This is a genomic window from Dyadobacter endophyticus (genome assembly GCF_014641595.1).
Taxonomy (GTDB): domain Bacteria; phylum Bacteroidota; class Bacteroidia; order Cytophagales; family Spirosomataceae; genus Dyadobacter; species Dyadobacter endophyticus.
The window spans coordinates 63127-86016 of record NZ_BMIA01000003.1 but is presented as its reverse complement, the minus strand read 5'-3'; the positions used below and the strand labels follow the sequence as shown (position 1 = coordinate 86016).

Here is a 22890-nt window from a genome sequence, read left to right as displayed (position 1 = left end):
CCTAGTCGAACAGCGGCCAATTGATCCCGAATGAAAATGACCTTGCAAGACCCAGGTAATCGGGCGTCACATAATAACCTTTCGGGAAAAGGCCGAAGTTGCCGCCCTGGTTAAGATAAGACATTTTAAAGAATAACCTTACCCGCTTGATCCGCACATTGGCGAAGCCATCCACGACAACATTCTCATTTAATCTTGTATTGTTCTGTAAATGGAATTGTTGGGTAACGGGCATATAAGCATCAGCTAGGTATGAGGAGCGGTAACGCGCCGCCAGTCCGAGCTGGATGAAAAGCACTTTGGCATACACAAAATCAAAGGTGACTTCTCCGCTCGCGAATACCGTCGGAATGCGCATCACGTCCTTATTATCGTTTAGCGTGAGGTATCCCATCGTGGTGAAATTCCACCGGTTCAAATGAATGCCGGAATTGAAACCAACGCGCAGCAATCTGAAACCTGCATTGAGCTGACGTGGCACCGCGGCTGTGTCATAATAAATATAGTCGTTGATCTGGTGTATCTGCGCTTCGGGTACAAACTCGATCTTTTTCGTTTTCAGGACCAGCGACGCGAAGATCGTCTGGACCTTGGTAGGGTCGAAATTGTTACGCCAGTCGAAATGGTTGTTCAGGTAGCGCTGTACCAGCAGATCGGGGGCTGTTTGAATGCTCTGGAAACCGGCTTTCCCCCAACGCGTATTCAACTCGGCTTTGAGGCGGTATTCGACATTCTTGCCCAGATTCAAATCGGCTTCCGCGGTAAGGTACTGCACCGAATCTTTCAGGTAATAACCCAGCCAGGCGCCTATGATATTGTCGAATTTCAGCCCCGTTCGGTATGTTGCAAAAGGAGCGCCCGTTTCGTTAACCGACTGTGCGCCGCCCCGCATGCTGTAAAAGCGCTGCCGGATGTAGGCCCGGTAATTGAAACCTTCGTAAAACCCCTTAATACCTACTTTATTGTCGAAAAGCTTGTAATAAATGTCCTGGCGGGTCTGGCTGGTATCAAATTTGGTTGCCGGATAAATGCCTTTTTGACGACCACGCGTCAAACTCAGGTCGGTATAATGGTCGATGGTACTCTGGAAATCGGCTTGCTGGAAAACCTGGAATCCGTTGAGGAGCCGGTATTGCTGGTAAACGTGGAAAACGTGGCGGCGCTCCCAAGAGTTGGCATTGTCGCTGATCTTCGCGGCACCGTCGTAGGAATATTTATCTACCACACCCGCTTCGTCGACATTGGGGATCACGCCGCCCTGTTCCGATACCTTCATATTCATGTGCCGGTAATGTGCCAGGATGAGGTATTTTTTGTTTTTGGAAAAAAAGCTGGTATGTGCCAGAAAAGTCCAGTTCCGGCCGAGCAACGCCGCTGAGCCGATGGTATTGGCAAAACCATAGATCTTGTTGGACGTCAGGCGCGTTGCCCGCATTCCGAAATTGAACCGCGAATGGACGTTCTGGGTATAAGCGAACGTTCCGAGCGAGGTTTTTTTCGGGCCCGACATAAAATCCAGCTCGGTATGCTGCGATTTGGTATCGACGTAAGCGACTTCGTCCTGTTTAATCGCATAGGCGTCATAAGACCGGAGGCCGAGCTGTGTTCCGATGTCTTCCCGTGGCTGAAAAAGCAGGTTGCGCGATGCCGTCACGTGGTTGCCCAGGTCCGCGAGCTTGCCCCAGGCCTTGTCCATGGGCATCCAGCGGTGGAAGTTGGTCAGGCCGGTGTCCACCAGGTAGCGTACCGAATCCTTGTTGTAGAGAATATCGTGCTCGTAAAAATGCAGGGTCGTTTGCGGGCCGTAGACGTTCTTGGTGCTATCGTCGAGGATCGACTGTCCTCCGCCCCCCCGTGAACCGCCCCCGCCTCCGCCGCCGCTTGGCATCCTTATGTTGCCCGGAAGCTTCACCTGGCCGCTGGCTGTCGGTATGGTTAGGAGGAAGCTGCATAAAACACACAGGAAGCTATATAAAACAATTCTCATAGAGGGAAACTCGTTCTGCCGTTTTAAAACCGGTTGTCGGTCTGTGATGTGACCCATTGTTTGAAAGCCCCTTCTGCGTCTCCGAAATCCACGGAAACCGGAACGTACGCAAAACGTGCTGCGCAGCCTTTCGAGACAACCAACGGTTTTAATTTGACCATATCCTTTTCAGTCGTGACCACAAAAGTATCGTTTTTTAGGTTCTTAATCAGGTCTTCGACGTCACTTGGCGTGTAATTGTGATGATCCGGAAAAACCTTCTGATCTGTAACGCTGAACCGGGTGGTCAAATATGCGGCGAATGGCTGCGGATTTGCGATTCCGGCTGCTATTTTAACATTCTTTAACTCAATAGGCCCGCCTTCGTAGGACTGCGGGACGTCGTAGCGGGTGGTCGCGAAGAAAACCGGTACAGCAGCGCGGGTATAGCGATGGATATTTTCAATAATATTTTCTTTTTCCAAAACAGTGAGCATTGCCGGGCATTTGGTTACGATCACGGCATCGGCTCGCCCGGCACCATGGCGTCGCTCGCGCAGACGGCCGGCAGGGAAGGGGTAATCCTGATAAAACGGCCTGTTGTAGTCATTCAGCAGGATATTAATGTCGCGGAGAATGGCTCGGTGCTGGAATGCATCGTCGAGCAGGAGTAGTTCGACGTGAGGATGTCTTTCATGGATTTTCAAAGCACCCTCCACGCGTTTTTCGCACACGGCAACAATTGCTCTCTGGCCGAATTTGGTATAAAACTGAAAAGGCTCGTCGCCAATAGTTGTTGCTGAGGCATTACCATCTGCTTCGACAAAGCCGCTCGTCTGCCGCCCATAACCACGGCTGAGGATCGCAGTCGGTATTTGTTTCGAAAGTAAGCGGGTAAGGTATTCTATAACCGGCGTTTTGCCCGTTCCGCCGACGGTGAGGTTGCCTACGACGACTACTTTTTGCGGTACTTTTTCGGAATGGAGGATGCCTTTGTCGAAAAGAAAGTTGCGCACGTCGGTAATGGCACCGTAAATCCACGAGAGGGGCAGGAATGCATTTTTTATCCAGGGCAGCTCTTTCATCCTGGTGCATAATTACGTAAATTTTGTCTAATATTGTGCCCCTTTTAAAATCTGACACCACAAAATCATGCCGTTAAAAATTGTGTATAAGCCACATACGCTTCATTTTCGCAAGGAAGCGGGCACCTCTCGCGGGGTACTTACACAAAAAACTTCCTGGATCATCATCGTAACCGACTCGGAGAAGCCCGGTGTGGCCGGTTACGGCGAATGCGGGCCGTTACAAGGTTTGAGCGTCGACGATGTCCCGGATTTCGAGGCACGGCTGGCGGATGTATGTGGGATTTTCAATGAACTTGATCTGGATGTGTTTCCATTCAACCTGGGTATTATCCTTGAACAACTGATTCCTGAAAACCTGCCTTCTGTTCGCGCCGGCATCGAAATGGCGTTGCTCGATATCATGAATGGCGGTCAGCGGGTCCTTTTCAAAAATGCTTTTTCTAATAATGGGGAAGGCATTCTGATGAACGGGCTGATCTGGATGGGCTCTTACGAAAACATGCTGGCGCAGGTGGAAGAGAAGCTTTCGCTGGGTTTCACTACCCTAAAAATGAAGGTAGGGGCGATCGATTTTGAGCAGGAATGCCGGATCCTCGAAGCCATTCGGCAAAGATTTGATAAAGGCACGATTACTTTGCGCGTCGATGCCAATGGAGCATTTACGGCAGATAATGCAAAGGAAAGGCTTTCCCTACTAAGCGCATTCGACCTGCATTCGATCGAGCAGCCTGTGAAAGCCGGGCAGCACGAGTTGATGGCTGATCTTTGTGCATCCTCTCCTGTACCGGTTGCTTTGGATGAAGAATTGATAGGCATTACCAATTACCGCGACAAGTTTGCCTTGCTCAAAAAACTGGCGCCGCCTTTTATTATTCTCAAACCTACTTTGCTGGGCGGCTTTACGGCCACAAGCGAATGGATCGAGATCGCCAACAGGCTGCATATAGGCTGGTGGATTACCTCCGCATTGGAATCCAACATCGGATTGAACGCCATTGCGCAGTATGCGGCCAAATTTAACAATCCATTGCCGCAGGGACTGGGTACCGGCCAGCTTTACACTAACAACTTCGATTCGCCGCTGACGGTTGAAAACGGACATTTGTATTACAAGAAGGAAGTTGCCTGGACATTACCAGGCCACGCCCTTGCGGAGCCAGCCTAAGGTTTCCGCTTCCGCCGAACCAGGCTCCGGAATGAAATTATATTCCCAGTTGGCCTGAGGTGGCAAACTCATCAGGATCGATTCCGTCCGGCCATTGGTTTCAAGCCCGAACTTCGTGCCGCGATCCCACACCAGATTGAACTCCACATAGCGTCCCCGGCGCAGGTATTGCCATTGTTTTTGATCTTCGGTAAAAGGCTTATCTGCATATTTCTGCATGAATGCGGTGTAAACAGGGGCGAAATTTTCACCCACTTCTTTTACAAATTCGAAAAGCTGCGTTTTGGAGAGTCCTTGCCCGTTGCCGGGCTCGTCCGGTTTGAGGTAATCGAAGAAAATACCGCCTACTCCCCGTGTTTCGTTGCGGTGCTGGATGAAGAAGTAATCATCGGCCCAGGTTTTGAATTTAGGGTAAAACTCGGCGTGGTGCTTGTCGCAGGCGGCTTTCAAGGTCTGGTGAAATGCACGGGCGTCTTCCTCGACCACGTAATGCGGCGTGAGGTCGATCCCGCCGCCGAACCAGCAGGTGCCATTGTCGAGCTCGAAATAGCGCACGTTCATATGTATAATAGGTACGTGCGGGTTGCGCGGGTGCATCACGATGGACACGCCCGTGGCTGTAAACTGATGGCTTTCGTTTTCGCTCAGGTTCATTTGCGCCCGTAGCCTGGGATGAACCTCGCCTTTAACACTCGAAAAATTCACACCACCCTTTTCGATCACGGCGCCGTTCTGGATTAGTCTCGTGCGGCCGCCGCCGCCGGAATGGTGCTGCCAGAGATCTTCGAGAAATGCGGCGCCGCCGTCGGCAGTTTCGATGGCAGCACAAATGCGGTCTTGTAAATCTTTAAAAAAGGATTCTATATCTTCAACTTTCATATTTGAACGCTTATTCCAATGCCCAAAAGTACGATAATATGTAGTAGGGAGGCATGAAAAAAAGCAGAACGTTAATTCTGCTTTTTTGACTCCAATGGGGTTGATTCCTATTTTTTAATAGTCGCCGGTTTCGTGCCTATCCAGCCTGCACGGGTGATAATGACGCGGTCATTGACCCGTTCTTCGTAGGTTTTGTCAAAGTAGTCGTTGGTCGTCAGTTCCAGCTGGTATTTGTAAATGCGGCCTTTTTTCGCGGCTCCGTACAATTTGCTGTGCCAGTATTCTACAATGTCGGAATACTTATATTTATTCAATTCTGTATTAGGGACTCGTTTGCCGTTGAGCCAGACTCCGAAAACCGTTGGTTTTTTCCAGTTTTCGAATATTTCAGGAGTGGGAGCTTTCTTCACTGGAATTTTCATCCTGAAAACCGAGATGTTTTTCGCCTTAACCTGCTGTTTTTGTGTGTCATTCATCCTTTCGTAGACTGTATATAGCTGGTTTTCGAGTTCGGGAATGATTTCTGTAACAGGATCTGTACGGCCTTTTTTGTTCGTGACATACCGGGTGTTTTTCTCGATTGTTGCAAAGAAATCCTCCATTTCGGCTTCGGAAACAGCTTCATTGCCGGACACGGGTACATTTTCAGCTTTCCTTTCCGATGTCGGTTCCTTTTTCGTTGCGGCTTGCTGTGAATAGGTCTTTTCTGCAACAACAAATGCCAGCACCGGTAGCAGCAATGCAACCAATGCCTTTTTGATAAACTGATTGCGTAGATTAATCTTCGTAGTCATCATGGCTAATCGTTTTTTAGTGACAGGATAATTGAAGGAACTGACAAGTGCGGTCGTGCGGTGGGCGAGGAGGGTATCGAGCAGGAGTAACTGGTATTCTTTCACGCCGGTAGGGCCAGCTAGCACCGCGTCGTCGGCGAGGTATTCATGGTTTAGCCGGATGGCGCGGCGGTAAAGCAGGAACAGCGGGTTGAACCAGCAGAATGCAAGCAGTACTTCCGTAAAGAGGATATCAATCGAATGCGCTTGCTTCGAATGCGCGAGCTCGTGTGCGAGAATTTCTTTTGGAACAGCCTCAAAGTCAAATGCTTTCTGCGAGATGAAAATGAAGTTGAAAAAACTGTAGGTCGGTGTGTCGTCGGGCATCAACACCAGTTTCGCCGTTTCGAAAGGAATTATCCTGCGGCCGGATTTGGACCGTAGAACAGTCAGAATTTGAATGCCGATCCGCAAGAGCAGAACCGTGCTGATTATCCCATAGGCCAGCCAGGGCAGGTAATCGGGGATAACAGGCTTGTCATATCGTGAAACCGGGAGTGGCGCGTTAACCGCTGCGGTATGCACGGTCGGCACGGTGGCTATATTGTCCGGAACCAGCTCTTCGACTACCTGCGAGGGCATATCAATCGTGGCAAGCGGGACGAGCAAAGTGAATACCATCGCCAGCAGCAAATAAAACCGGTTGAACCGCAGCATTTTCTCACGTTCGAGAATGAAATGGTACACCACAAGCAAAAGCCCCGAGCACACGATGGATTTGATGAGATAGCTAACCATTTTGTTTGCGTTTGATTTCTTCGTCGATGATGTTCCGTAATTCTTCCAGCTCACGGGTGCTCATGCTCGTATCGCGCGCGAAGAACGAGCCGAACTGAGCAACGGAGTCGTTGAAGAAGTTTTTGATGATACCATTCACATGCTTCGAGAAGTAGTCCTTCTTTTCCACCAGCGGATAGTATTCGCGTGAATTGCCAAACAGGGTATATGCTACAAACCCCTTGTCCTGCATTCTTTTAAGCAGTGTCGCGACCGTTGTGGTGGCGGGCTTCGGATCAGGAAAGCATTCGATCAGATCTTTCATGAAGACCTTCTCTTTTTGCCAGAGGTATTCCATGAGTTGTTCTTCGGCTTTGGTGAGTGACATGACCGTGGCTCTTTGCTCTACAAAAATATAGTATACTCTACAAATGTAGAATAAAAATTGAAAAATAAAAATATTCGATGCAACGATCCGGCCTATTTTTGTAACTGATAGTTTTGAATGTCAATTAACAATCTTATGATCCGTACACTTTTACTTTTCCTGCTTTCCACCAGTTTTATTTATGCGCAGGAATTGACATCCATTGTGCGCGGGAGTGTGAAGGATGCCGACTCTGGCTTGCCGCTGGCGCAGGCCACGGTGCAGCTCGACGGGAAAGGCGGCATTACCGACGAATCGGGTGCGTTCCGCTTCGAGGGTGTGGAAGTGGGAAGGCATGTGCTGACGGTCTCATATGTAGGCTATCAGACTTTGGTGATATCGGAAATACTGCTCGAATCGGGAAAAGAAAATGTGCAGGAAGTGCGGCTCGGTGCCAGCGGCAGGCAATTGCAGGAAGCGACCGTATCAGGCAGTAGGCCGCCGGCATTCAACAGCGTGCAAGCCATTACAGCCGAGCAAACCCTGCGTTACGCGGCCACTTACCTCGATCCCGCGCGTGTAGCGACCTCCTTTGCGGGTGTTGCCGCCGCCAACGACCAGGCCAACGGGCTCGTCATACGCGGGAACTCGCCCAACAGCATGCAATGGCGGCTCGAAGGCGTGGAAATCGTGAATCCGAACCATTTGTCGAATGCCGGGACATTCAGCGACCGCCCGACGTCTGCTGGTGGAGGCGTGAATATCCTTAGTACCCAATTGCTGGCGACATCATACTTTCTGAACGGCGCTTTCCCCGCACAGTATGGGAATGCGATCTCGGGCGTGATGGACATGCGCCTGAGAAAGGGAAATGATGAGCGGCATGAGTTTACGGCACAGGCAGGGCTAATAGGGCTGGACGTTGCTGCGGAGGGGCCTTTTTCAAAGAAATCGAGGGCGTCGTACCTGGCCAATTACCGCTACTCGTTCACTGGTCTGCTGGGTTCGATGGGTGTCAATTTCGGAGGGGAGGACATTCGTTTTCAGGACCTCTCGTTCAATCTGCATTTCCCGATGAAAAAAGGCGGCAAAATTACTGTTTTCGGGTTGGGTGGAATCAGCAGCAACACTTTCAAAGCAGAGCCAGACTCTACCAAGTGGGAGTTCTACAAGGATTCTCATAATATCATTTATAAGAACAAAATGGGGGCTGCGGGGGTTACGCATGCACTTCCTATTGGTGGCCGCGCTGTATTGAATACTGCGTTTGTCATGTCGGGACTACAAACCTCGCGAGCATTTTATAAAGGTGATACCAATGTTCCTGAATATTCGTATCCTATTGAAGATGATTCGCTTAATAAGGTTAAGATCAATGGTAATATGGTCCTCAACTACCGGTTTACAGGCGGCGGAAAGCTGAAAGTTGGAGGCTATTTTACGTTCCAGTACGACCGCCTGGCACCGCTGTACAATTATGAGGAAATAAAATCGAAGCTCTTTCAGCCGTTTGCCGAATGGACATTGCCGATCGCTCCCGGCGTCGTGGGCGAGCTCGGATTGAACGCTACCATTAGTAAAGTGGACCTCTGGCGTGCCCAAACACATCGTACGCTCGAACCGCGGGCTGCATTGCGCTGGCAGCTGGCCGAAAACCAAAAGTTAAGTTTCTCGTACGGCCTTCACAGCCAGTTGCCGCTTACCCAACTTTATGCCGCGAGTTATTCCACAACCCGCTTTTCGGGAAACCCCAATCTGCGGCCTGCCAAAGCGCATCATTTTGTAGTCAGCTACCAACGCAATTTTCGAAGGAACAACAGCCTGAAAATAGAGGCCTACTGGCAGGAGCATTTCGACGTGCCGGCCAATAGTTCGGGTTTTTCTGCTTTGAACCTCATTGAAACGAGAGTGGGTGAGGGCCTCGGAAGTAATGGTAAGGGACGCAACTACGGCCTGGAAGCTACGTACCAGAAGCTATTGAGCCAGGATTTTTACATGATGGCTTCCGGCTCATTGTATAGTGCCACCTATGTTATGAATGGCGAGCGGGAAAAGGGGCGCTTCGACGGTGGGCATACATTCAGCTTTACGGGAGGAAAAGAGTTTAAATCCGGCTCACGCCTTTGGGGTATCAATACCAAAATACTCTGGCTGGGCGGGTTCCGCGAGACGCCGATTGACCTTGACGCATCGAAAACAAGTCAGCAGACCATGTACCAGTCCGGCGATCCATTCGCGTCGAAATTGAAAGATTATTTCCGTCCGGATCTGCGGATTTACCTCAAAAAGAGCAGGACATCATACAGTACAACGCTCGCGCTCGACTTGCAAAATGTGTCCGGAACAAGAAATGAGGCATTTAGCTACTACGATGCTTATCAGCAGAAGATAGTCAGACAAAAACAGCTGGGACTGATTCCGGTGCTGAGTTACCGGTGGGAGTTTTAGAATTTTGAATGATTGAATGATTGAATGATTGAATGATTGAATATTTTTCTCGGTAAATAGTTCTTTTTCAGGGGCTTGATTTTAGGGGCTCACAAATTTTAAAATTCAGGCGAACTTTCCTGGTTTTTAAAACGTAACCTTATTTGCAATCAAACTTTGGCTTTGTCCGAGACTGCGCTACCAAAATGGGGGTGACTGGAATTGACAGCGGGCTGAGGGCTTGTGTGTAAGCATGTCGGGAGTTGAGAGTACCTCCCGTAAATAATATTCTCAAACAATAACTGGCGAATCTACTTACGCCATGGCTGCTTAATCCGGAGGATTAACCAAATGCCATCATCTCTCCACCTCACGTGCTGCCGGGTGGGTCCAGAGGTGTCGAACCGCAGCGCTGGTTGGTATATTGATGCGTAAAACCAACGAGACCCTAGTATCTAAGGCTTAGACGCGGGTCCGCCGTGCACCTTGTCTGGCTCGAAAATCTAATCACGGATAAGCATGTAGAAGGCGCAGGTTTTCCCTGTTCTGGACCGGGGTTCGACTCCCCGCATCTCCACTATTACAATTAGAATTGAGCCGCAGGCGAGGTCAGAAGCCTCGCCTGATTTGTTAAGACTGGTTTGCGACTCGCAGGTGACAAAACTGTGTGGTCTCAAATTCGACTACATGCAAAAAGTATGTAGTCGAAATGAGGATACTAAATGTATTTCTGTGTCATTGTAGTTTTAGTTAAAACTATTTTGACATCATGATCACCCTTCTTAAAAAAATCATCAAAATGCGGACACTTTTCGTCCTTCGTAAAACAAGTACCAATAAAGCAGGAGTCTGTCCAGTGAATTGCAGGATCACCATCGATGGGATAAAGGCCACTGAGTTTTCGGTGGGTGTTTCGGTCGATCCAAAAAAATGGGACAGTAAGGTGCAGAGAGTGAAAGGGAACTCCACAACTTCCATTGACACGAATCGACACTTAGAAATAGTAAAATCGGAGATCAACGAGATTTATCTTTCGGCCAGGGCCAGGGGTGTGTTTTTGTCAGCTCACGAGGTGAAGGACTTTTACACCGGGAAGGCAAAGATCTCCTGTAATTATTCAGACTTGAACCAGCGATACCGGGCAGAGCTAGAAGGTAGGGGTAGGGCAAAGTCGACATTGAACCGGTACCGCAGGTGTTTCGACTACCTGGGAGAATTTCTGAAAAATGACCTGCCCGTTTCGAGAATCGAGCGCCGACACGTGGCCGGATTCTGGATGTGGTTAAGCCGGAAGGGATTTCACAGTGACTATTGTAATAAGATTGTGCAGGCATGTATCGGAATGTTCAGATATGCAATCCGCGAGGGATTGACTGATTTCAGTCCGTTTGCCGGTACCGCACTGGAATGGACAAAGGAACTGGACACGACGTGCCTTTCAGCGGAAGAGCTCGAAGCAATCAAAACCCACAAATGGAATGACCGGCTCCAAAGGGTAGCAGACTCATTCGTTTTTATGTGTTACACCGGCCTTCACATCTCCGACTATCAAAATGTTATCGAGACGGACCGGTATTTATTTCAAGGGATACAGTTCATGAAGATCAAAAGAGTGAAAACTGGCGTCGAGGCGATCTTTCCGCTATGTAGTGAAGTTGTCGAGTTGATCGATAAATATGGTGGACTAAACAAAATGCCGAAAATTTCCGGCCAAAAGTCGAATGACTACCTGAAACTGATTGCCTCGGGTGTAAACATCGAAAAGAACCTAACCAATAAAATAGCCCGTAAGACATTTACCGACTGGTGTTTGAACGATCTTGGGATTAAGGAGGAAGTTGTCGCCTCCATGCTCGGCCATACAACAACCAGGCAGGTGAGATACTACGGAAAGATAAAGGAGCGCCGGATCTTAGCCGAATGGAAGGATAAAGTAGAATTCGCGTAAGCCCAGAACAGATTTTCACTCCTATGACCGAACGTATACTAACAGAAGAAGATAAAACCAAGATCATTTCGAGCGTCTACTCCAATGTTAAGAAGCTCAAAATTGCTACCTCAATACACGCACTGAAAGAATCAACCGCCGACGAGCTCAGCGAGCGGACCGGTATTAAAGCAAACCTGATCACGATGTATTTGAAGGAAATGGAGCAGGCTGGCATTATGGTCTCCCGCCGCGAATCATATTACATCCATTACTCTCTTACGGATTTCGGCAAAAAAATTGTTACCCTGTTTAATTAATAACAAAATGCAGGAACTAAAAATGGTCGTTCGGTGTACTCTATGCATCGCCCCAGCTGCCGTGTCTTATCGGCATTAGAAATCTAAAAAGTATCTTCAATAGATTTTTGCGAATGGTCCCGCCCGTGTGTTATCGGAAATCTTTTTTTCTGAAATTTCTTGATAACCATGCATATATTAATCACAAAAGACAAAATCGAAATTAAGGGCAGATTCATTAAATGGATCAAACGAGCCTTTGAGAACCTAATTTGGTGGGGACTCTTTATTACCTTCATGCAGTAACCAGTAAAGGCCACTGGCCTTTATTTTTTTTTATTTGAATCAAAAAATATTGATTCAGTTTTATATCTTTGGACTCTACCCACTCTATACTCACACTCTCTCATGGCCAACAGGTTCAAGGAGGCTCAGGCAGACCAGGATTACAAACGTAATCGCACAGCTACAATCTGCGATAACTGCCTTCATCTCGAATTATCCCAAACACCTGGCAAAGACAATCAAAGCCCGACACCACGCTTCAAGTGTGGTATCGGGCATTTCTTTGTGCGGATGACGCACACTTGCAGAGTGTTTGAGGAAAAACCGGTTGAAACGACATGAGCGCTCCGATTGGTAACCGATTCTGGGAGCAGCGCAGCAAACACGGCCGCGACATTCTCTTCGCGTCACCTGAATTGATGTGGGAAGCAGCATGTGAGTATTTCAAATGGTGTGAAGACAATGATTTGAAGGAAGTTGATTTCCGTGGGAAGGATGCTGATGAAGTTGAGCTGCCAAAGGCACGCGTTTTCACAATGCAGGGCCTTTGTCGCCATTTAGATTGTAACACCGACTATTTCAGGCAGTTCAAACACAATCTAAAAGCAGATCAGCAAGGTTTTTCTTGGGTCATTACGCGTATAGAGGAAACGATTTATGAACAGAAATTTACGCTTGCCGCTGCTGGCTTCCTGAACGCCAATATTATCAGCCGCGATCTCGGTCTGGTCGATAAGACTGACAACAATCATAAGGTTAAACTTGGCATGGCTGCCGATGATGTCTACGAATGAGAAAGTTCGGTTCAAAAAGAACTGGTTCAATCCCTTGTACTTCGTCATCCGGGAGCTCTTAAAGGAAGGAATCAGTGAATTTTACATATACGGCGGGAAGAGCAGCTCTAAAACGGTTACCGTCTGCCAGCTAATAGCGGTTGAATGCCTTTTAAGGCTGCAAAATGCCCTGATATTCCGCAAGGAGGGCACGCTGATTAAAACGACCGTGAAGCCCAGTATGAAGCTGGCCATCGATATGGCGAGACTCCAAAACGGGTACAAGCCGATGGACTTCATGTTTCGGTCCGTTAATGGAAATGAAATAGTGTTCCGAGGCCTGGACGATGACGAAAAGGCAAAAGGTATCGAAGGTTACAGCTATGTTTTATTCGACGAGCTCAACCACTTTACTTATGAAGAATACGAGCAACTGATATTATCGTTTCGCGGAGAGGTCGCGAAAGCGTTCTTTGGAACCTGGAATCCGGTCAGTGAAAATAGCTGGGTAAAGAAAGATCTGATCGACAAGGACGAATGGTTTGATACAGATTATCAACTGCCCAGCAAGCACAGTTTCGTCAAAATCAATAAAACGCGGAACCGCGCACTGATCAAGACGATCTACGAGGACAATTACTGGACCGTCGGCAGTCCATGCGGAACATTTGGTTATCGCGACGAGAAAACCCTGGCAAAATACGAAAGGCTGAAACTTTTCGATGACGATCAGTATCAGATCAACGTGCTAGGGAATTGGGGTGTGATCAAGGCGGGAAATCCATATTTGTTACATCTAAAACGCTCTTTGAATGCCCGAAAACTGGAGTTGAACGAGGAAGAAGGTGTAATATTCTCGTTCGACTTCAACGTAAAAAATTCGGTTACGGTCTGGCAGAAATGGACTGACGAAGAAGATCAATGGCAGGTCAGGTGCCTGCGTGAAATACGAATCGGAGGTACGGAAGAAACTGATTTGGAAGCCATCTGCGAGATTTTAGCAAGTGACTACGGCGAATATCAGATCAGTTTCAGCGGTGATTCATCAGGAAATAACAAGAGCGCCCTTACAAAAGGCAACGCAGAAGCATTTAAGCTGGTGTATGGGTATCTGAAAAAGCACGGGTGCGAATTCCTTACTTATAACAAGCTGGTTAGCAATCCACGCAGAAAGAAGTGCCGGTTTGTGATGAACGCGATTACTAAGGAGCTCGGGGCCAACTTCCAGATTGACGAGGATTGTACTGAATTCTGGGCAGATATTATATCCGTTCCGCTAGATGCGGAAGGCGACATGGATAAGAAGTTCTGTGATGATAACGATATAGGGCACTTGCTAGACACTGGCCGCTATTTTGTCTGGGTATACTGCTGGGATGTTTGGCTAGACGTGAAAAAAGGAATTTCGGTACCGAAGGAGTTCGAGGGAGACGATAACAATGCCAAAAACAACGCATACTAAACAATAAACATACATTATGGACAATCAAACATTTGGTCAGAAAGCAGTCGGTTTATCATTTAACCCATCAGGCGACGACGCAGTAGGAAAGGCAAAGCAAATTTTCGCAGATGCCATCGATCAGCTTAATGATCTGAGAAGCACAACAACCAGCGGCGAGGTGATGCGGATGGCTTCCGTTGCCATCACAGAAGCCCAAACAGCTCAAATGTGGGCAGTAAAGGCTCTAACCTGGAAAGATTAACTCCAAGTAGTGTGTATGTGGTGTGACAATAGCCAGTCTATTTGGCTGGCCTATTGTTCTTACTAAAATCCAATGTTTGAAAGTATCCCATGAGAAAAACACCTCTACTTCAAAAAGTACAATAATGTCACAAGCAAGACGAGAACGCCGGGCGCTTGCAAGCCAACAGGCAAAGCCCTTGAAGAAGTTTATCGACCTGTCCATCCAGCAGAAAAGCCTGGAAGAGCAGTTCGCCGAAGTATTCCGTGAATCTGGCCTTGATCCGTATGGCGCGCACAGTGAACAGTTTCAAATGGCACTTAAAACCCATGGTGTGGAATGAGCGATTCAAAAACTAATACCCCGTTTACAGTCCACATGACACCTTCCACGTTACGCCATCTGGCCTGGCAAATTTCGAAGATGCGGTCGGTGAAAGATAGGTTCTACAAAGAAATGAACACAAGGGCGCCGTACCACGACTTTTACAACGACCCGAACCAATGAAGAGGCTCAAAAATAAAGACATCGCCTTCTTTGACAGTACAGTCGGCCACATCTTTCGGCTCGACCTGGCCACTGATCCGCATTCCCGGCATGTTAAAACCATTTTCCAGTATTTCGGATATGAAATGACGGAAGAAAGTTGCTCGGGAGCGCTGGATTTTACTCACAAGTGCACAGAAGGGAATAAATGCCACTTTATGCGCTTCAACGGATTCATTGGTCAGGTAACGTTTTACGGATCGGAAGGTATTATCTGCATCCGGCCAAAGACATGGCAGGGGTTCTTCAATGGAATTAGAAACCACACCCGCAGGCTCATTGCCATGCGTGAAGCTCAATACAAACCAAAAGCAGTATGAACCCACTCGAATCGCTTGTCGGCCTTTCGCCGGTAGATACTGGCTCCGAACGGATGTTCGTCAACCGTCTTCCGAATGTCAGCGCGGAGCTGATCAAGGCAATTGCGGAATCTGATGAGAAGTCTGTCGACGATCCCACCGGCCTGGAAACTGTCTGGCAGGAAGTAAAAGAAGAAGCCTATGATCAGCTCAAATCCTGCCTGCTCTCTGAGTTTGCAAAGCGCGCTAACTTCCGCGAGGTAGTGCAGCAGTCGGAAACGCCTGACATGATCAGCGATCCCGAAGAGCTCAACTTCACAGTCGATACGATGGTGGGCGTGACCGTCACCATGCCGAAGAGCCGGTACCAGCAGCTGTATGTCCGCGCTCTTTACGTTCAGTTTGCATCCGACGCGCCCACTGATTTGACCATTCGCCTTTACGATGGGGACAGAGGAACGCAGATCGGCGCCGACATCACCGCGCCTGTAACTGCCGACTCATTCGAATTCCCGGTCAATGTTACCGTGGATTGTGCAAAGGCTGGTAATCGCTCCATTTTCATCGGCGTGCTCGTTCCTGATGGTGCGACGCTTAAATCAATGGGATGGGCAGCTGATTGCATGTACAGCATCAACGACCTGCACAGCTTTGATCCTGACGAGCCTTCACTACTTGCCGACATGCAGGAAATGGATGATTGCTTTGTCGCGCTGGATTACGAGATCAGGCTGAGCATGGACAAGGTAACCGAGCTTTTCAAAGACAAGCTGCGCCGGTGCTACGGATTACTTTGCGGTGCCGGCATCATTGACCGTGCACTGAAATCCAAGAAAGCGAATCGGTACACACTTGTGAATCGCGAGGCAGAATTTCAGAACCTGGCTGACCTTAAAGAAGATCTGAAAAAGGAAACAGCCGGCGCGTGCCGTCAGATTTACGGACAGCTCGAAATGGAGAAGCTTGCGCTTGTGTCGCGGCCGGATGATCAGCAGGGATACTTTGTCGGCGATTATGTATGATTCAGAAATCCGACAGCCGCGAAGTGTACGAAGTTGCACTATCCTTGCAAAGCCTTGGCAAGATCATCGACGAAGATTTGGAGCGGGAGTTGCTCCGCGCTGGGGCCGATGTGGTGGTCGTGGTTTCTCACCGTATCAAGCGCGCAGGCGAGGATGCGACCGGAAGAGCGCTTAAAACTAAGGCCAAAAAGACCGATGGCGGATATTCGAAAAGGTATGCTGCCCGACGACGCGAAAAAGGCCGTCAGATTGATCGCGTGGACCTTTTTATGGATGGGGACTTGATGCCAGCTTACAATCTAACTGAGCGATCGCCGCGATCTGTCGGCGTTGGCTTCACCAGTGACGAAATGGATGAGCGCGCGGAATGGCTTGAAAACTACTACGGTACCGAGATATTCGTCCCGAGCGAAAAGGAGGAAGATGAGATTATGGATGATGCTATGTCAAGGATTGAAAATCTGATAGAGAAAATTTAAGGGGCGGCTAGGCCCCTTAAATTACACTTCAGCATCGATTATATCCTGTTTCGAAACTTCCACGATAGAAATGAACTCTGGCCGATCAGCGACCGATTCAATCAGCTTGTGATGTTGAAGAAACACGGTATCTGCGAAGTCTGCGATTCTAGGAAACTTTGGTAATTCTATACCATGGGAAATGTACTCGGATCTTTTTGGGTCGTTACTGAAATGAAGTAGAGTGACGATAAAATATCTCATAATGTTTTGATTAAAATGAAACTTCCATCTAACAAAAAATGATCCACCATCACGTCAGTACGATAAACGCCAGTTTGGCATGTCATGTGCCACGGAAATGCGGGGAGAATGTATGGGATTGTCAGATTAACGGTCTCGGCAAACTCGTGTGGAGCAGCCAGGACAAAGGCGTTCGCATTCATGATCAGTCAGACGAATGGATTGTCCGTGATGATAAATTCCATCTTCAAACCTGTCACATCGTTGATCGCGTGCGTAAAACAAGGGCTGATTTCAACATTCCGGTTTACACTGTTGAATGTAGCCTTGTTGGTGTTGGGAAAACGAAAACGGGCGGCCTGCTGGCATTCTCGGTGTTTGAAAGCCTGGAATCCAGCAACATTTACGCATCAGAATTCGACAACAACACGGAACGGGTCCTTACCTCTTATTGGGGGATAAAACGCGAAGATTTCGGACAAAACCCGGAATACAATGCATTCAGAATTGCCTATTCATACACACTGCCAACCCTGGATCGTGATGATCTCATGTTTCTGGAAGGATTGACCGATTTAGACTGACACTATGCACCCACAACTCCAATTCGCCCTCGATTGCGGCTACGTCGAGCCCGTCAAAATCGCCACGGAATCAAATCCGGAAGGCGAGCCGCTGATCATCAACGGGCACAACTACTTCGTTTACACCAATAAAGGCGAAAAGCTCACGCAATCACGGCTTTATGCATTCTCGGACTTCCTGGACGAAAGCAATCGCTTCGTTGCCAAGAAAGAGGACCTGCACGCTGGCATGCAGTTGATCGATGAAGTGCTGACCGAGGCACTAATGGTAGTCAACACCGAGCCGAAAGATTGCTTGGACTTGATCATGCAGGCCAAATACCGCGCTCAGACGATCAAACAGCGGCTGAACATCGGCGCCAGTATAGAACGTATTTGGGAGATATCGGCTATTTGGTTCCTACGTGACGACGACGATCCCGAGATCAACGATCCAATGATCAACCAAAAGAAAGTTGCTGACTTTAAAACCAGGCAAGAGCTTATCGGTTTTTTTCAGAGATGGGCAAAGAACGTATGGAATCCTTTGCCCGTGTCCTTAGACACATCTTTGCTGAATGCTATAAGGGATCTGAATCTGTCGGAAATATTGCAGAACCAGATATTCACTCAATCGCAGAGTGGCGTGTATTCAAAGATAAGCAGCGAACTACGCGACTCCTTGAACTCGCAAACGGAGACATGGGCAAATGTGAACGATACCTTAGAACACCTGCCTACGAGTTCCATAAACTGATGACTTATTACGTCGAGCAGAACAAAAAAGCCAAACAAAAGAATGATCAAATTCGCCAAGGGCCAGGACGCAAACGTGACAGCGATCCGTGGCAGACAAACGAACAAGATGGATAATTGAGGCAACCTCAAATATTCCTGATATCAATAAGCAGTTGGAGCAGCTTATTTCGCTTCAACGAACACAAAACGAACTTACCCAGCAGAACACAACTTCGACTGCGCTGGCCATTCAACGGCAGCGGGAACAGATCGAGCAGCTTTCTTCTGCCCAAACCAAAGCGAATTCTACTTCGTCAGCGGGCGTAAAGCAGCAGACGGACATGATGGGCGCGCTTCGGAAGGAGTACGACCTACTTTCCCGTCAGCTATCCGGACTTGCCCAGCTCGCGGCTGGCGCCTGGGCAGTTGGTCAGCTTAAAACTTACGTTCAGGAGGTAATCAAGGCCAAATCGGCCAATGACGGCTTTGTCGCCTCGATGGAGCAAATGCTCGGCTCCCGCCTGAAAGCGGAAGAACTGAATGCCAAACTGATCAACATCGCTCTGAAATCCCCGTTCAACATTGACCAGCTTCAAGAGGTTACCAAGAAGCTGCAAGGTATGGGCGTTGAAACGGAAAAGCTCATTCCGTACATCAACATGCTCGGCGACATCTCCGCGATCGTTGGGAGTCAGAAGCTACCGCTCATTGCCAAAGCTCTCACCGACGTGCAGAGCAAGCATGTGCTGATGGCGCAGGAAATAAAACAGTTCACCGATAATGGTGTGCCGCTTTACGATCTCCTTGCAAAATCCATGCAGAAGCCGGTCGAAGAGATCCGGAAGCTAGCTACCGTGCACAAGTTAACTTTCGTGGAAGTTGAAAAGGCCCTGATGGATGCAACCCAAAAGGGTGGGCTCTATTACGGCCAGATGGCGGCTCAGTCTAAACAGCTCGCCGGCCAGGTATCCAACCTTGGCGATTTGTACACACAGGCGAAGGCGCGTATCGGCGATTACTTTGAAAATGGTATTCGTAGCGGAATCAAGGCGACCGGCGAGTTCATCACTGCGACGATCGGTAGCGAGAATGCAATCACTCGCACGCTCACCGCATTGAAAGCAGCGCTAGCGGTCTGGATCAGCTACCGTACGGCCGTTCTATCAGTGGATGCGGCCAAAAAGGCGAATAACGTTACGACACTCGCTGGACTTGCCAGTATTGAAGCATCCACTGTTGCTACTGTCGGACTGACAGGAGTTACGGCCAGCCTTTCGGGCGCTCTGAATGGGCTGAAAGTGGCTTTCATGGCTAATCCATTTGGTTTTGTGGCTACGGCCGTTACTTCGCTGATCAGCCTTTTCTACACCTTCAAGGCCGCAACCATCGAGGTTTCGGAAGCTCAAAGCATTGAAGCTGAAAACCTGAGAAAGACCAATACGGAGATTGAGAACGCCATCCAGCGGGTGAAAGGCCTCACTGTCGGTACTGCCGAACGGAAAAAGGCTACGGAAGAGTTGATAGCCAAATATCCCGAACTGTTCAAACACTTGGATGCCGAAGCGTTGGGTAATGCGCAACTTGAAACCGTGTTGAAGCGCGTAAATGCCCAATACCGTGAAAAGATTCAGCTGGCCATCATCGATGCGAAGAATAACACCCTTCTCGAACAGCAGATCGACCTTGAAAAGCAGCGGTATGAAATCGTAAAGAAACTCAGGGAAGAAAACTCTGCAATCTCCCTGAAATTTTCGGACGACAGCCAGTTCATTGCTGAACTGAATCGCCGCCTGCAACTGATCCAGTCAGGTGTTCAAAGTGTAAGTCAGACAGGTGTTTCCCTTGGAGGCGGTAATTTCTCCGATGGTGGTGTGACCCAGCAGATGATCATGAATGCCCGCACGCTGGAAGCTGAAACCAAAAAGGTCCAAGAAAGTATCACCAAGAATCTGAACGAGCAGGCCGGTATTCGGGTCAAAATCGATGCATCCGAGCAAAACCAGAAGATTGTGGAGCTGCGCCGGCAGTTGCGAAACCATGAAATCACCGTCGATGAATTCAATAAAAAGGTCGAAGCCCTTGGGAAAGAATCGGTGTCGAAGCAGGTGAAAGCAGTGGAGGAAGGCGAGGATAAGAAGAAAAAGGCAAAAAAAACCAGCCTTGAACTGTCCCTTGAAAACGACCTGGCCGAGCTGAAATCTATGCAGAAGACCTACGAGGTTAAGATGCAGATCATCAATACCGAGGAAAAGCTGAAAATCGAGCAGGCGAAGCGGGCTATCACCGACAAGGAGGACCAGGAGGCCCGCATTCTTTCCATTGAAAAGGAATCGGCGAATAAGCGTGGCGCCCTCGCCCTGGAATATGCTACCAAGGAACTGGCCAGCTTGAAAAAGTGGCTTGATGATCAGGTTGATCAACATCAGAAGAAGGACGGGAAACTGCGTGCCCTCCGTGAGGTCCAAGAATGGGATATTGAAAAGCACAACAAGAAAATTAAGGAGTTGGACGAACAGCTCGTCGACATCCAGGCCGAGCAGAATGAGAAGCGCATTAAGCTCAATAAGGACATGTACGCTGAAATGGCGGCCAATGAAGGTCATTTCTGGAAAACTCGCGAGGAATTGTATTTGGAGGCATCCATCAGCTTCGGAGAGCTGGAGTTGGCTAATATGCGAGACAGAAAAGCGGCACTTGAACAACTGGCAGATACCTACAAAGACAGCGTCCTCGAACAAGAGAAATACAAGCAAATTCTGGTCGACATAGCCGTTCTAACCGGAAAAATAACAGATGCGGAAAAGGAAAACTTCGATAAACACGATGCCCTGATCAAAGAAAAGCTCGCTCGGGTTAAAGAGTATTTCAATGTCGCTTTGGACGCGGTGGCTCAATTGTCACAGGCTGATTATGAAGCAATGGCCAGCTCATGGGATGCTGCCACCGAAGCGGTCGATAAGTTCTACGATTATGCAATGGAGGCAAACAAAAAGGCCTTCGAGTATCAGTTGGAAAACTCCGAATACTCATTGGAGCAAATGACCGCTATGTGGGAAACCTACGCCGAAAGACAACGGATGACCTTGGAATCAAAGCAGTCCTTCGACACCGCCGCCGCCAACATGAAGAACATCATTGAGAACATGAAGGAGGTGGATGCCAATATGAATAAGTTCACTCAGTTGCTATCCGAGGGCAAGTATTTCGCGGCTGTCATTAATGGAATCACCAATATTTTTCAGGCCAAAAAGCGACTCGCCGAAGATGAGAAGGAAATGCGCCGCCTGGAAATGGAACAGGAGCAAGCCAAATACGATCAGGAAATTGCGAATATTGAAAAGCTGCTCCAAATACAACAAAAAGCGATTCAGGACGCCTACGATGCCAAGGTAGAAGCCATAAACAAAGAAATTGAAGCTACTGAGGCAAAATACGCGGCTCTTAAAGCTCAGGAAGAACAATTTTACTCCGACTCTCAGTTGCGCTTACAGAAAGATGACGTTTACCGGCAAGAGCTTTTGAAGGCCGGTGAAGCTCGCGAGGTTCAGGCCCTTATGGATGCGCGAGACAGGCAGGTGAAGGCTGCTCAGGAACGAGGTGCAACTGCCGAAGAAGTCGCCCGCATCGTTACCGCTTTCGAGCAACTGATTACTGATAAGCACAAGGAATATCAGGACGCTCAGGGCAACGTGACAAAAGAAACATCCCTTGCCAATCAGGAGGTTAAAGCACAGGAAGCGGATGCTGTTTCAGAAATCGAATGGAATCTGCAAGGTGCATTGGATGAGCTGAGAACCAAGCTGTATGATGCGCAGGTTCAAATGCAACAGGCTATGGTGGTAGTTCAGCATAATGCGGCTTTGGCTCAGATCGCCATCGAAGAACAGAAGTGGGAGGCTATGCGAAGATTTGCGATTGCTGAGCTCAAAGCGGCTGCGGCTGTCGCTCTAGGGAAAGGAAATGGGAAAGGGCATGCTATCGCTATGTCTCAGGTTATTGAGCTGGAAAACATGCAAAATCCATTTTCTGGAATAGGAGGGGCGTACCAGATTTATGCTCCGGGCATTCCAGGATCATCCCGTCCTTCCAGCCCTTCAAGGCCTCGCGAAAACGTTCCAGTAGGGGGAGGGACAACGGTAGATGGAGGTGGAGGGGGTGGAACGCCAAACCGTCCTGGTCGCCCACGATTCCACGGTGATCCCTGGGTGACGCGGGACAAATGGGATCCGGACGCCAATTACGGAATTGATGAAATCTACACCCGTATTCACGAAGGTGAGCGCGTAATGCCCACATACCTCAATCAATTCCTTGGGCCAAGAGTCTCCAACCAAGATTTGGTGCACGGATACCTGCAATATGCGAATCTGATGGACCGGCTACCGAGTACAGAAATTCCGAAAATACCGGAAATGGTGCTACCGGACTTCTCAATGTCCGGGCCAGCCTCAATTTCTACTGAGCGGCTGGAAAATGAAATCCGCGAAATGAGAAAGGCTTTCGAAAAGAAATCCCTTGTCAACATCAACGTCGATCAGAACGGAGTAGGAATCTCTGAAATGCGAAACCAGCAGAAGATCAACTATTACAACACATTTTTTAAAGACTAA

19 protein-coding genes and 1 other RNA gene are annotated in these 22890 nt (G+C 48.6%); 15 read left to right on the top strand and 5 right to left on the bottom strand.

Annotated elements, in window-relative coordinates; all coding sequences use genetic code 11:
- Nucleotide 1: 1 nt before the first annotated feature.
- Both IEY24_RS20140 and lpxK read right to left on the bottom strand, forming a co-directional pair.
- On the bottom strand, nt 2-1987 hold the full coding sequence (locus tag IEY24_RS20140; protein ID WP_188935439.1) for a putative porin: 1986 nt from the start codon (nt 1985-1987) through the stop codon (nt 2-4).
- 23 nt (nt 1988-2010) lie between these two features.
- Nucleotides 2011-3051 carry a tetraacyldisaccharide 4'-kinase gene (lpxK, locus tag IEY24_RS20135; RefSeq protein WP_188935437.1) on the bottom strand — a complete coding sequence of 347 codons (1041 nt, stop codon included), beginning with the start codon at nt 3049-3051 and terminating at the stop codon, nt 2011-2013.
- Nucleotides 3052-3118: 67 nt separating this feature from the next.
- Between lpxK and IEY24_RS20130 the strand changes: the two genes are divergently transcribed.
- Nucleotides 3119-4219, top strand: a complete 1101-nt coding sequence (locus IEY24_RS20130; protein ID WP_188935435.1) for an o-succinylbenzoate synthase — start codon at nt 3119-3121, stop codon at nt 4217-4219.
- On the opposite strand, the gene hemF is transcribed toward IEY24_RS20130, so the two are convergent.
- From hemF to IEY24_RS20115, 3 genes are all read right to left on the bottom strand, one after another.
- The gene (gene hemF / locus IEY24_RS20125; protein WP_188935432.1) at nt 4187-5098 is read right to left on the bottom strand and encodes an oxygen-dependent coproporphyrinogen oxidase; all 912 of its coding nucleotides are present in this window, start codon (nt 5096-5098) and stop codon (nt 4187-4189) included. The two genes, IEY24_RS20130 and hemF, sit on opposite strands and share 33 nt — an antisense overlap.
- A 107-nt stretch (nt 5099-5205) precedes the next feature.
- Nucleotides 5206-6669 carry a M56 family metallopeptidase gene (locus tag IEY24_RS20120; protein ID WP_188935430.1) on the bottom strand — a complete coding sequence of 488 codons (1464 nt, stop codon included), beginning with the start codon at nt 6667-6669 and terminating at the stop codon, nt 5206-5208.
- Nucleotides 6662-7036: a BlaI/MecI/CopY family transcriptional regulator gene (locus IEY24_RS20115; RefSeq protein ID WP_188935428.1), complete on the bottom strand. Its 375-nt coding sequence runs from the start codon at nt 7034-7036 to the stop codon at nt 6662-6664. Before IEY24_RS20115 ends, IEY24_RS20120 begins: the two co-directional genes overlap by 8 nt.
- Before the next feature lie 135 nt (nt 7037-7171).
- On the opposite strand from IEY24_RS20115, the gene IEY24_RS20110 reads away from it, so the two are divergent.
- The 14 genes from IEY24_RS20110 (at nt 7172) to IEY24_RS20045 (ending at nt 22890) form a co-directional block, all read left to right on the top strand.
- Nucleotides 7172-9463 (top strand): TonB-dependent receptor, encoded by a 2292-nt coding sequence (locus IEY24_RS20110; protein WP_188935426.1) that lies wholly within the window; start codon nt 7172-7174, stop codon nt 9461-9463.
- 187 nt (nt 9464-9650) lie between these two features.
- Nucleotides 9651-10022: a transfer-messenger RNA gene (ssrA, locus tag IEY24_RS20105) on the top strand.
- A gap of 189 nt (nt 10023-10211) precedes the next feature.
- On the top strand, nt 10212-11390 hold the full coding sequence (locus IEY24_RS20100) for a phage integrase SAM-like domain-containing protein (protein ID WP_188935424.1): 1179 nt from the start codon (nt 10212-10214) through the stop codon (nt 11388-11390).
- 23 nt (nt 11391-11413) lie between these two features.
- Nucleotides 11414-11689, top strand: a complete 276-nt coding sequence (locus tag IEY24_RS20095; protein ID WP_188935421.1) for an ArsR/SmtB family transcription factor — start codon at nt 11414-11416, stop codon at nt 11687-11689.
- Nucleotides 11690-12291: 602 nt separating this feature from the next.
- Nucleotides 12292-12747, top strand: coding sequence for a terminase small subunit (locus IEY24_RS20090; protein ID WP_188935419.1), 456 nt, complete (start codon nt 12292-12294; stop codon nt 12745-12747).
- Nucleotides 12731-14188 carry a phage terminase large subunit gene (locus IEY24_RS20085; protein WP_188935416.1) on the top strand — a complete coding sequence of 486 codons (1458 nt, stop codon included), beginning with the start codon at nt 12731-12733 and terminating at the stop codon, nt 14186-14188. The genes IEY24_RS20090 and IEY24_RS20085 overlap by 17 nt, the downstream gene beginning before the upstream one ends.
- Nucleotides 14189-14204: 16 nt before the next feature.
- Nucleotides 14205-14432 carry an Acb2/Tad1 domain-containing protein gene (locus IEY24_RS20080; protein ID WP_229222753.1) on the top strand — a complete coding sequence of 76 codons (228 nt, stop codon included), beginning with the start codon at nt 14205-14207 and terminating at the stop codon, nt 14430-14432.
- A gap of 124 nt (nt 14433-14556) precedes the next feature.
- On the top strand, nt 14557-14754 hold the full coding sequence (locus IEY24_RS20075; protein WP_188935414.1) for a hypothetical protein: 198 nt from the start codon (nt 14557-14559) through the stop codon (nt 14752-14754).
- Between the two features lie 160 nt (nt 14755-14914).
- The gene (locus IEY24_RS20070; RefSeq protein WP_188935412.1) at nt 14915-15277 is read left to right on the top strand and encodes a hypothetical protein; all 363 of its coding nucleotides are present in this window, start codon (nt 14915-14917) and stop codon (nt 15275-15277) included.
- A complete protein-coding gene (locus IEY24_RS20065) occupies nt 15274-16278 on the top strand; it encodes a hypothetical protein (protein ID WP_188935410.1) in 1005 nt (334 codons plus the stop codon). Before IEY24_RS20070 ends, IEY24_RS20065 begins: the two co-directional genes overlap by 4 nt.
- Complete coding sequence (locus IEY24_RS20060; protein ID WP_188935409.1) at nt 16275-16757, top strand: hypothetical protein; 483 nt, start codon at nt 16275-16277, stop codon at nt 16755-16757. The genes IEY24_RS20065 and IEY24_RS20060 overlap by 4 nt, the downstream gene beginning before the upstream one ends.
- A 281-nt stretch (nt 16758-17038) precedes the next feature.
- On the top strand, nt 17039-17563 hold the full coding sequence (locus IEY24_RS20055; RefSeq protein WP_188935408.1) for a hypothetical protein: 525 nt from the start codon (nt 17039-17041) through the stop codon (nt 17561-17563).
- A 4-nt stretch (nt 17564-17567) separates the two neighbouring features.
- Nucleotides 17568-18299: a hypothetical protein gene (locus tag IEY24_RS20050; RefSeq protein ID WP_188935407.1), complete on the top strand. Its 732-nt coding sequence runs from the start codon at nt 17568-17570 to the stop codon at nt 18297-18299.
- An 88-nt stretch (nt 18300-18387) separates the two neighbouring features.
- Nucleotides 18388-22890 carry a tape measure protein gene (locus IEY24_RS20045; RefSeq protein WP_188935406.1) on the top strand — a complete coding sequence of 1501 codons (4503 nt, stop codon included), beginning with the start codon at nt 18388-18390 and terminating at the stop codon, nt 22888-22890.